Below are 10,140 nucleotides of genomic sequence, written 5' to 3' on the forward strand. Positions count from 1 at the left end.
ATGTCTTTAATTGTGTAGTCATGATCAGTGCTTGTATTAGGTTCAAGCAGCACAGCTTTAAGTCTGATCACTATTGAAAGCATGATCGCAGCAAGGACTAGGGAGAGGATGGTGATGTGGGTCGTAAGAGCCACCCGGCCCACCAGTAAGCCTGAGAGTATCGATGTGGAGAGAGAACCCGCACTCCAGTAACCAGCTGCACTGGTGATTACATTGATGTTGCTCCGCTTAAGCAGGTGAAAACCATGCGAATTCAGGTAGACATGTACTGCGGTAATTCCAAAACCGAATGAAATATTTAAGAGTAGAAAAGGCAAAGTTGAGTGCACGTGTACTAATAAAGTTAGTGATGAAAACAGGATCAGGATCGAAGCAATCGCTACTCTAAAGGCTCCGAATTTGTGGATAATATGCCCAACGGTGAGAAGTCCAAAGAAGGCACCAATTCCACCTGTGCTCACAATCGAACCAAAAGCCCCATTATCTAATTGCAGGTTTGCCTTTACCTCTGGAAAGCGCGGGAGCCAGGCCATGATGCCAAAACCAAAACAAGCAAAGAGTGTGTGAAGGAGTTTCTTCTCTTTGCTGTGGTCAATCACTGATGACATCAGAAGAGTGCGTTTGCTAATTGCGCGCGAGCTTTAATGACTCGTGGATCAGCCGGGTCAACGAGCGCAAATAACTCAAGGAGGCGATCTTTGACCAGCTTCTGCTCATCCCCATCGAGGATCTGCACTAGCCGCAACAACCTTTCAAAGCCTGGCTCAAGATATCCACTCATCACTTCCACATCAGCACACTGCATCTGAATGGAAATATCATCCGGGTTCTTCACCGCCGACTCCATGACTTTATGGCCATCAATGCCTTCAGTGCGAAGCAGAAGTTGAACTTGAGCTAGTCCGAGCTTTGCAAAATTATCGTTCGGTTTGCGAGCAAGCAACTTCTTATAAGCAGCTTCGGCGCTTTCATAATCTCCCTTATCAAGGGCGGCTAGCGCCTCATCTTCTTCTGGCTCGGCAAGTTCTGCTGGCTCTTCACCGATTCCTTGCTTTGCGGCAATGGTGAGAATTTTATTCATCACTTCCCGAAGTTGGGTTTCAGTCAGTGCTTGCTCAAGGAAAGGAATTGCTTGGCCGCCAATAAAGACCACACCATATGGAATCGTGCGCGCTTGCAGGGCTTGGGCAACGGGGGCTTGGGTGTCGATATCAACTGTTGCTAACGCCCACTTTCCGTTATCTACGGCCTCTAGATTTCCCAGTGCTTGAAGTACGGTGACTGACTCTGCCGAACGAGGTGACCAACATAGAATCACCACCGGTTTAGAGTTTGAAAGTGGCAACAACTCTGATTGCAAGTTCTCGGTTGTTACAACTATTCCCGGCATCGCAATAGCTGTATCTGGCGCTGGTTTTCCAAGCGAACTTAAATCAACGGCCTTTGCAAAATTAGGTGGCAGGCTCATTACTGAATCATGCCATCAACTCGTACCGTGACGCCAGAATCGCGCCGAAAGGGCAAAACATCTGCGATATAGGCCCTTGCTGCAAATTCCAGTCCTACATCATGGCCCGCTTTTTCACTCAAGTACCAGCGGTGTTCTAACGTCTCATGAAAAAATTGAGCAAGTTCAATTCTGCCCTCGTGCTCTGGCGGAATCAAATTAACTGTTGGTCGAAAGACTTCATCGAGCCATCTCTTAGCCGAATCTGCAACTGGTGGCTTCGGAGATTTCTCACGACCTCGGAAGCGATCAAATGAAGCAAGTAGTCTTTTTGCTTGCAGCTCCTCGGTTTCTAGCCCGATTAGCTCGCGCAATCGATTCTTGTGATAACCGGCGGCAACAAGCTTGGGTTGGAAGACTAAGCGGCCGGCATCTTCTCCTTCTTCCATAGAGACAGATACCTCTTCTACCGCAAAACCTAGATCATGTAACTGACGCATGGCACGTTCAACTGCGTGGCGATCAGTGGGATCAAGTACCTGACGATCTTTCAGGGCTGACCACAGGCGGTGATAACGGTTGATGAGTGCGGTGCTTGCGCGAATTGGGTCCATGCCTGGATAGAGAACTCCAGAAAGCTGCAAGTCTTCAAGTTCTGCCGCAACGTTAAAGTGGGCAATCTCTAAATCGTGTTCCCGTTGTCCGGATGTCAAAGTTTTTTGAAATTCGCCAGTTTCAGCATCGACTAGATAGGCGGCATAGGCTTCAGCATCTCTGCGAAATAAAGTATTGGAAAGTGAACAATCGCCCCACCAGAAACCAAGCAGGTGCAGCCGAACCAACAGCAGAGCCAGCGCGTTGGCCATCAACGTCACTTCTTCGCCAGTTACGTTCTTATCGCTGAGTACAACGCGGTAGGGCAATGAGTACGGCAAGAACCGGGTGACCAGGGCGCATGGAAGTTCCCCACCGCTGTTATCTGTGCGGCCCTCGATGACTGCAATCGACTGAACGCTGGGAGAATCGAGTTGAGTAAGTTGGCGCAAAATCTTGTATTCGCGGTTTGCAAATTCGGCCACCGTCTCTTTGACGGCGTAGACCTCAGACTCGGGGTCATCGGTAGAGCGCACCAGGCGCACTACGTGGCGGGAGATGCCTCGCTTTTCGGCCAGCATCGGATCTTCTGGCCACTGTTCCAAAGGCAGGTTCCACGAAAGACCCGTGACGGCAGCAATCTCTTCACCAAGTCCAGTTATCCGCAGCGCCATGGGAGTTATTCTCTCTTACGCTTTACAATAAAGCATGGCAATTTCCGAGCGAATGAAGCGAAAAGTCAAAGATTCACCAACTTCACAAGATTTTGGTGCAGCTGGAGCGCCGGTTGACCGCGCTCATCCATTTTATTTTGGATTTGTCGCAACGGTAGGCGCTTTAAGCGCATTTGTTCTCATGCGAGCACTTGCAAGTGCAAGTCAAGTATTTGTACTGATTGTGATCGCACTCTTCTTAGCTATGGGTCTAAACCCAGCAGTTGAAGCTATTCGCAAGCGAGGCCTCTCACGCATTTCAGCTGTTGCCATAATCTTTGTATCGGTGTTAATCGCAGTCATTCTCTTTGGAGCGCTCATTGTGCCACCACTTATTTCGCAAGGCACAAACCTCATTGAAATAGCGCCATCGCTACTGAGCCAATTAAAAGATAATCCTTCAATTGCAAATATCAATGAAAATTATGGAATCATCGATACTCTAGAAAAGAGGTTGAGCTCGGTAACTTCCGATGGCACACTCTTGTTCTCAGCCTTCGGTGGAGTCGTTGGCGTTGGAAAGACTGTTCTCTCTGGCACCTTTACCGCACTGACTATTCTGGTTCTTACTCTTTACTTCATCACATCACTTAATCAGATGACTGAGCTTGGCCTTAAATTGATCCCAAGTAGTCGTCGTCCACGAGTAGCGCTACTCACAGATGCAATTATCGCTCGCGTGGGGGCCTTTGTTGGAAGTCAGGTATTAATCTCTTCCCTGGCTGCCATCTTTTTGACGATATTCGGAGTCATTCTTGGTCTGCCATCACCTGTGGCAATTGGAGTTATTATCTTTGTCTGCGGGCTGGTGCCGCTCATTGGACACTTCATCGGGGCGGCAATCTTCACCATACTTGCGCTGACGCAATCCATCACGATAGGAATTGCAGCCTTCGTTGGATACATCATTTACGTGCAGATTGAGAATTACATTCTCACTCCGAAAATTATGAAACGGACGCTGAACCTTCCCGGTGCAGTGACAATCATTGCGGCCCTGATTGGCACATCACTTCTGGGACTAGTAGGCGGACTACTTGCAGTGCCAATCGCGGCTTCAATTATCTTAATTCTGGAAGAAGTCGTTATCCCTCGAGCAGAGAAGTCTTAGATCTCAGTAGTTAGCGGTAATCGCTGCGGGGCAATGACCGCAACGATTTCACTTAAGACTCTATGAACAAATGGTTCGCCCACCCATAGGTGTTTAGCACCAGCTACAGCGATGAGTTTGGTTTGCGGGATCACGCTAAAGCGCAGAAGTGCTTGCTCCGGCTTTAAGTAATCATCATGCTCGGGAATCAGGGCAATGACTGGTCTGCCATCTGCGCCCCAAAATTCAAGATCACTATCCACAATTTCGAGTAAGGTAGGGCTTAGAAGTACTAAGCCCTTCACTCGCAGATCACGTGCATAGCTAATTGCAATACTGGTTCCAAATGACCACCCAATAACCCATAATTCTTTGATGCCAAGAGTGTCAAAGCAATATGCAATCATCGCTTCCACATCATATTTTTCAGCGCGTCCGTTGTCATAACTTCCGGTGCTTGTGCCGGCTTCACTACTTGTTCCGCGAGTGTTAAAGCGCACGACGGTTACTCCGGCCATGGCAGGTAATCGATTAGCAGCTTTCTTATAGATGTGGCTATCCATCATCCCGCCACCAGTTGGGTTTGGATGGCAACATAAAATTGCGGTTGTGGGATTGGAAAGAGGAGTTGCGACTTCTCCTATAAGGCTTTGGCCATCAGCGGTTAGCACAGTAAATGGCATGCGCGTTGCGGCGAGCACAGTGCTGGGGCGGATTGGTTCTGACATTGGCGTGAGTCTACTTCGAATTAGTAACGAGGTGCATTGCGCGTGCGTTCAGTTCGCGGGCCACGATTATTTCGCTTACTCCAGCATGCGTTATGCCAATGCCGGCGATTATCTTCTTCACCATCTAGCCAAGCAACGGTATGTGGCGTTGCCATAGGTATTACCTGATCACAGCCTGGGCATCGATATGCTTTATTTGCAGATGAACCAGTTAATTTACGAACAGTCCATAAACCATTTTCATCTTCTTCGAAACTTTGATTGGAAGGATTAATCTCACGGTCCTCATCGTTATTCTTCGGCCGACGATTCTTCGGGTAGTTCTTACGTGGGCTCATGGCTTCATTTTCTCGCACTTTCCCCCACAAAGTGAGAAGATGACGCTATGAGCAAGGTCATCAGCGTTTCCCAGCTCCATAAGAAATATGGCCAGACGCAGGCGGTCAATGGGCTGGACCTTGAAATCGAACAGGGTGAAATCTTCGCTCTCCTTGGCCCAAATGGCGCTGGCAAGACCACGACGGTGGAGATACTCGAAGGATTTCGTGATCGCGATTCAGGTGATGTGAAAGTACTTGGCTTTGACCCGGCAACTAAAGGCAGCGCCGGGCAAGCTTGGCGTGATCGCATCGGCATAGTTCTGCAATCAACTCAAGATGCCGGCGACCTGACGGTCTATGAGTCGGTCTCGCACTTTGCCACTTATTACAAGAACCCAAAAGATGCCCGCGAGGTGATTGAGCTGGTTGGACTCACAGAGAAATCTGATGCGCTAGGTCGCACACTCTCAGGTGGTCAGCGCCGTCGGCTAGATGTAGCACTGGGCATCATTGGTAGCCCGGAACTAATCTTTTTAGATGAGCCCACAACAGGTTTTGATCCGGAAGCACGTAGAGCATTCTGGAATTTGATTCGCAGATTGCGCGATGAAGGCGCCACCATTGTGCTGACTACTCACTACCTTGATGAAGCTGAAGCGCTGGCAGATCGGGTGGCAGTAATTATCCGCGGACAGATTGTGGAAATTGCGCCACCAGCAGAACTTGGCGGCCGCGCCACATCACTAGCCACCATTTCCTGGCGCGATGGAGCACACACACACAGCGAGAAGAGTGCTCACCCCACTGAACGTGTTAAAGAGCTAGCAGCTCAATTTGGTGGTGAAGTTCCAGAGCTAAGTATCAAACGAGCATCACTGGAAGATATCTACCTGGAAATGATTGGTGGCCACGATGAATAAGCCCACCGCTTTCTCCATTGGGCTTCAACGCGGCAAGCTAGAGATCAAGCAATTTATGCGACAGCGTGAATCTGTTGTCTTCACTATGTTGTTTCCACTTATCCTGCTTGCAATCTTTGGTTCAGTATTTTCTAACACCATCGCCGACGGAGTCACCTTTAGCCAATACTTTGTGGCAGGAATGATTGCATCGGGACTTGTTAATACCGGTTTTCAGCAACTAGCAATCATGATTCCCTTGGAACGCGACTTTGGCACACTGAAGCGACTACGTGGCACTCCTATGCCAGCAAGTAGTTACTTCCTAGGAAAAGCCATCCTTGTCACTGTCAGCATGCTGGTGCAGGTAGCGCTCTTATTGGCAGCTGGCGTTCTATTCTTTGGAGTCAATCTGCCAAAGAGTGCCGATAAATGGCTGCTCTTAGCGGCGCTGCTCGTTCTCGGTAGTGCCTGCTCCACAGTTCTCGGTATTGCATTTTCCAATGTTCCTAAATCCGGCCGCGGTGCTTCCGCTGTCGTCTCCCCTGTTGTCATAGTTCTGCAATTCTTTAGTGGCGTCTTTTTTATCTTTACCGATCTCCCACAATGGATGCAGCAAGTTGCCGCAATCTTTCCCCTCAAATGGATGACCCAAGGCGCCCGTTCAGTCTTCTTACCTGACTCATTTGCTACGCGTGAAGTTGCCGGCAATTGGGAAACTGGGCGCACCTTTGCCATTATTACCGCATGGCTCGTACTGGGATTAATCTGGGCAATTCGCAGTTTCAAGTGGGAGCGCGACTGAAAAAGTCAGCACTTGTACTTGCACTCTGCCTTGCCTTTTCCGCAACCAGTGCCGAAGCTGCAACTAAGAAGCCAACATCAACGCCGACAACCAAGGCGAGTGTGAAGGCTTCACCAAAAGTGACAGCGAAGCCAAAGCCAAAAGCTAAGCCCACTTCCATAGCAACTTCTAAACCGACAGTGAAGGCAACAGTAAAGACGACCGCTCCAACAACTGCCAAGCCCACTGCGTCAGCTCAACCGACTGTGTCAACTAAACCGAAGCCAAAACCAAAGCCAAAACCTCGAAAGAAGATTCGCCTTACTCCGTCACCAAAACCAAAGTGGCCACCGGTGGACTTTGAATTCGAATCAGGGATCTATGCCAAGGTCCCGACAAGTAAAGAGTTGGTAAGCGTTATCTCTGCAAAGACAAATCTTGCTTCCCAAGTCAAGGCATGTAGTGAATTTGTTTGTGGGGCAGTTCAAGTCGCCGCTGAAACTGGATGTGTGTGGTGGGAAGTTAACTCTCAGGTCCTATCTAAAGAGGGCGTCATACTTGGTGACTTGCGCACAATATCAACGCCTAGCGCAGTTAAAGAGATTAAGACCATTCTCTTAATCTCACCAGAACCAATTGAAACTCTTGAATACATCAGCAATATTGAAGTGATTTGCCATCAAGATCCACGACCTGAAGGCGCATCGGCTGCTACATATACAAAGGTGGTCGAATAAGTGCTAGGTGGAGTAAATAATCAACTCTTCTTAATGAGTCTTGCCGGATTTCCGGTTGTCTTATTCCTCATTTTCATTTTAAAGTGGACTTCGGCTAAAGGTAAGTCGCTAGTCGAACGCAGCCCATCGATTGGTTCAGAAGAGGAATACGGAACTCTCGTTGCGGTCGCAGAGCCAAACAATCACATTGAAGGCGAAATACTGCGTCAGAAGTTGATTGCAGTTGGAATTAAGGCAACTCTGACCCAGACTAAGCAAGGTCCTCGGTTATTTGTATTTCCGAAGGAAGAGAGCGCTGCCAGGGCGCACTTGAAAAGCTTTAACTAGCGATTTGCTCCAGGAACCCAGAGCTGATCACCAATTTCTTTATTGGCATGACGAGCAAGAACAAAGAGTAGATCAGAGCAACGGTTGAGGTACTTGGCGGTGAGTGGATTTACTCCCCCGCCAAATGCATGAATAGCAGCCCAGGTGCAGCGCTCTGCGCGCCGAACAACCGTGCGAGCCACGTGCAGGTGCGCCGCAGCGGGTGTTCCGGAAGGCAAGACAAATGATCGCAACGGTTCAAGATCTGCGTTGTACTTATCAATCTGTTCTTCTAAATAGACAATCTGAGATTCAAGCACGCGAAGTGGTTCAAATGCAGGTGCATCAACTACCGGGGTGCAGAGGTCTGCTCCCACATCAAATAAATCATTTTGGATTCGCACAAGTACTGCACGAACATCATCGGTTAATTCATCAGTTGCTAGAACCACGCCAATCGTTGAGTTTGATTCATCGACTGTTGCATATGCTTCTAGGCGAGGGTCATTTTTTGATGTGCGGCTCATATCTCCAAGGGATGTAGTTCCGTCATCGCCGGTCTTTGTGTAAATGCGCGTTAAATTAACCATGTCCCTAGCCTATAAGTAGACTTCGGATATGGCATCTTCGTCCCACGACCGCTTCCGGATCACCGGTGGCAGCCGCCTGGTCGGTGAAGTATCGGTCACAGGAGCCAAGAATTCAGTCCTTAAACTGATGGCCGCTTCGCTTTTAGCCGTTGGAAAATCCACCATCCGCAATGTTCCAGATATTGCCGATGTGGAAATCATGTCTGATTTGCTCACACGTCTTGGTTGCACCGTTATTCACACCGCCGACACTGTCACGATTGATGTTCCAGCCACTCCATTACATCGCGCAGATTATGACCTCGTGCGTAAGATGAGAGCGTCTATCAACGTTCTTGGGCCACTTGTTGCACGAGTCGGAAGAGCAGAAGTCGCACTTCCTGGCGGGGATGCAATTGGCTCACGCGGCCTTGATTTCCATATTAAAGGTCTTGAATCACTTGGTGCCAAAGCACATGTCCAACATGGTTACATAGTTGCCGAGGCTCCGAATGGACTTTCAGGCACCTCTATTGATTTAGATTTCCCATCAGTTGGTGCAACAGAGAACCTCATGACCGCAGCCGTCTTGGCACATGGTGTGACAACTATTGATAATGCAGCTCGCGAACCTGACCTTGTCGATCTCGGTGAATTCCTGATTGGCATGGGGGCAAAAATTGATGGGCTTGGCTCGCCAACAATTACCATCACTGGCGTTAAAGAGCTAAAGCCAACCGACCACACCACCATTACAGACCGCATCATCGCTGGCACCTGGGCATTTGCCGCCGCTATGACGCAAGGTGATATCACTATTCATGGTGGGCGCGCAGATCATATGGAAGTCATGCTTGAAAAGCTCACAACAGCCGGGGCAATCATCACATCAACTAAAGATGGATTTCGCGTGCAGATGAATCAGCGCCCGCAAGCAATTGATGTGGCAACCCTGCCCTATCCTGGATTTGCAACAGATCTCTTGCCATTTATTATCGGAATGAATGCAATTGCAGACGGTCACTCGATTGTTACCGAAAATGTCTTTGAATCCCGCTTTATGTTTGTCAACGAATTAGTGCGATTAGGCGCGCAAATCACGGTCGATGGCCACCACGCCTCTATCGACGGTATCCCACAGCTCTCTGGCGCACCGGTTGAGGCAACTGATATCCGTGCAGGTGCTGGACTTGTATTGGCAGCACTTGTTTCTGAAGGTGAAACTACGGTTGATGGCGCATTCCACATTGATCGTGGATACCCGAATTTTGCCGAGCAGTTGGTAAGTCTGGGTGCGAAAGTTACTCGCGAATAGTTTTTTTAGTTAACACTTTCAGTCAGAATCGATACGCGATCATTTGAAACAGATAAGAAGCCGCCGCTCACAGTAAATTCCTGTGTTGTTCCGTCGACACCCTTGATGCTCACAGCTCCATCGACTAATACGCCAAACAAAGGTGAGTGACCTGGAAGAACTCCAAGATCTCCTTCTGTGGTGCGAGCAGAGACAAATGTTGCCTCACCTGACCACACCTTCTGTGTTGGCGATACTAGTGCGACGTTAAGAGCCATTATTTTCCCTTACTTAGTTCTTTGCAAGTTCAGCAGCTTTGCGCTCAACATCATCGAGGCCACCGCACATGAAGAATGCTTGTTCTGGAACATGGTCGTACTTTCCATCAGCAAGTGCTTCGAATGCAGAGATTGTCTCGGTGAGCGGAACGAATGAGCCATCGAGTCCGGTAAAGACCTTTGCCACGAATGTGTTCTGTGACAAGAAGCGCTGGATGCGACGGGCACGTCCTACGAGAACGCGGTCATCTTCGGAGAGTTCATCGATACCCAAGATAGCGATGATGTCCTGAAGATCCTTATAGCGCTGCAAGATCTGCTTAATGCGGTTAGCAACACGGAAGTGATGCTCACCGATATAGCGTGGATCCAAGATGCGTG

Annotated in this window: 15 protein-coding genes; 6 read left to right on the forward strand and 9 right to left on the reverse strand. The window is 49.0% G+C overall.

Translation table 11 applies throughout. From position 1 onward, the window contains the following. The 3 genes from AC9UEP_RS05090 to AC9UEP_RS05100 all read right to left on the reverse strand — a co-directional run. A partial coding sequence (locus tag AC9UEP_RS05090; RefSeq protein WP_509544649.1) for an MFS transporter occupies positions 1 to 608 on the reverse strand: 608 nt, incomplete at its 3' end. Beyond that, positions 608 to 1,468, reverse strand: coding sequence for a co-chaperone YbbN (locus tag AC9UEP_RS05095; protein WP_509544652.1), 861 nt, complete (start codon positions 1,466 to 1,468; stop codon positions 608 to 610). The genes AC9UEP_RS05095 and AC9UEP_RS05090, both read right to left, overlap by 1 nt. After that, entirely contained in the window at positions 1,468 to 2,715 is a 1,248-nt protein-coding gene (locus AC9UEP_RS05100; protein WP_509544655.1) for a DUF4032 domain-containing protein, read from the reverse strand. Before AC9UEP_RS05100 ends, AC9UEP_RS05095 begins: the two co-directional genes overlap by 1 nt. Before the next feature lie 34 nt (positions 2,716 to 2,749). On the opposite strand from AC9UEP_RS05100, the gene AC9UEP_RS05105 reads away from it, so the two are divergent. Next, a complete protein-coding gene (locus tag AC9UEP_RS05105) occupies positions 2,750 to 3,865 on the forward strand; it encodes an AI-2E family transporter (RefSeq protein WP_509544658.1) in 1,116 nt (371 codons plus the stop codon). Here the strand turns inward: AC9UEP_RS05105 and AC9UEP_RS05110 are convergent. Together AC9UEP_RS05110 and AC9UEP_RS05115 are read right to left on the reverse strand one after the other, a co-directional pair. Beyond that, positions 3,862 to 4,572 (reverse strand): alpha/beta hydrolase, encoded by a 711-nt coding sequence (locus AC9UEP_RS05110; protein WP_509544661.1) that lies wholly within the window; start codon positions 4,570 to 4,572, stop codon positions 3,862 to 3,864. The two genes, AC9UEP_RS05105 and AC9UEP_RS05110, sit on opposite strands and share 4 nt — an antisense overlap. Positions 4,573 to 4,592: 20 nt before the next feature. Further along, entirely contained in the window at positions 4,593 to 4,910 is a 318-nt protein-coding gene (locus AC9UEP_RS05115; protein ID WP_509544664.1) for an Rv1322 family protein, read from the reverse strand. A 47-nt stretch (positions 4,911 to 4,957) separates the two neighbouring features. On the opposite strand from AC9UEP_RS05115, the gene AC9UEP_RS05120 reads away from it, so the two are divergent. Together AC9UEP_RS05120 and AC9UEP_RS05125 are read left to right on the forward strand one after the other, a co-directional pair. Next, positions 4,958 to 5,812 (forward strand): ABC transporter ATP-binding protein, encoded by an 855-nt coding sequence (locus AC9UEP_RS05120; RefSeq protein WP_509544667.1) that lies wholly within the window; start codon positions 4,958 to 4,960, stop codon positions 5,810 to 5,812. Next, positions 5,805 to 6,596, forward strand: coding sequence for an ABC transporter permease (locus AC9UEP_RS05125; protein WP_509544670.1), 792 nt, complete (start codon positions 5,805 to 5,807; stop codon positions 6,594 to 6,596). Before AC9UEP_RS05120 ends, AC9UEP_RS05125 begins: the two co-directional genes overlap by 8 nt. Here the strand turns inward: AC9UEP_RS05125 and AC9UEP_RS05130 are convergent. Next, on the reverse strand, positions 6,577 to 6,816 hold the full coding sequence (locus AC9UEP_RS05130) for a hypothetical protein (protein WP_509544672.1): 240 nt from the start codon (positions 6,814 to 6,816) through the stop codon (positions 6,577 to 6,579). The two genes, AC9UEP_RS05125 and AC9UEP_RS05130, sit on opposite strands and share 20 nt — an antisense overlap. A gap of 25 nt (positions 6,817 to 6,841) precedes the next feature. On the opposite strand from AC9UEP_RS05130, the gene AC9UEP_RS05135 reads away from it, so the two are divergent. Continuing rightward, positions 6,842 to 7,312 carry a hypothetical protein gene (locus tag AC9UEP_RS05135; protein WP_509544675.1) on the forward strand — a complete coding sequence of 157 codons (471 nt, stop codon included), beginning with the start codon at positions 6,842 to 6,844 and terminating at the stop codon, positions 7,310 to 7,312. 33 nt (positions 7,313 to 7,345) lie between these two features. After that, a complete protein-coding gene (locus AC9UEP_RS05140; RefSeq protein WP_509544678.1) occupies positions 7,346 to 7,639 on the forward strand; it encodes a hypothetical protein in 294 nt (97 codons plus the stop codon). Here AC9UEP_RS05140 and AC9UEP_RS05145 read toward each other — a convergent pair. Continuing rightward, positions 7,636 to 8,208: a cob(I)yrinic acid a,c-diamide adenosyltransferase gene (locus AC9UEP_RS05145; protein ID WP_509544681.1), complete on the reverse strand. Its 573-nt coding sequence runs from the start codon at positions 8,206 to 8,208 to the stop codon at positions 7,636 to 7,638. The genes AC9UEP_RS05140 and AC9UEP_RS05145 overlap by 4 nt on opposite strands. Positions 8,209 to 8,236: 28 nt before the next feature. On the opposite strand from AC9UEP_RS05145, the gene murA reads away from it, so the two are divergent. Next, entirely contained in the window at positions 8,237 to 9,502 is a 1,266-nt protein-coding gene (murA, locus tag AC9UEP_RS05150; RefSeq protein ID WP_509544684.1) for a UDP-N-acetylglucosamine 1-carboxyvinyltransferase, read from the forward strand. A gap of 5 nt (positions 9,503 to 9,507) precedes the next feature. Here the strand turns inward: murA and AC9UEP_RS05155 are convergent, their stop codons facing one another. Together AC9UEP_RS05155 and AC9UEP_RS05160 are read right to left on the reverse strand one after the other, a co-directional pair. Beyond that, complete coding sequence (locus AC9UEP_RS05155) at positions 9,508 to 9,759, reverse strand: F0F1 ATP synthase subunit epsilon (RefSeq protein ID WP_509544686.1); 252 nt, start codon at positions 9,757 to 9,759, stop codon at positions 9,508 to 9,510. A gap of 13 nt (positions 9,760 to 9,772) precedes the next feature. Next, the coding region (locus tag AC9UEP_RS05160; RefSeq protein ID WP_509544689.1) for an ATP synthase beta subunit C-terminal domain-containing protein at positions 9,773 to 10,140 on the reverse strand (368 nt) is incomplete at its 5' end.

The organism is Candidatus Planktophila sp. (assembly GCF_040402315.1).
GTDB lineage: Bacteria > Actinomycetota > Actinomycetes > Nanopelagicales > Nanopelagicaceae > Planktophila.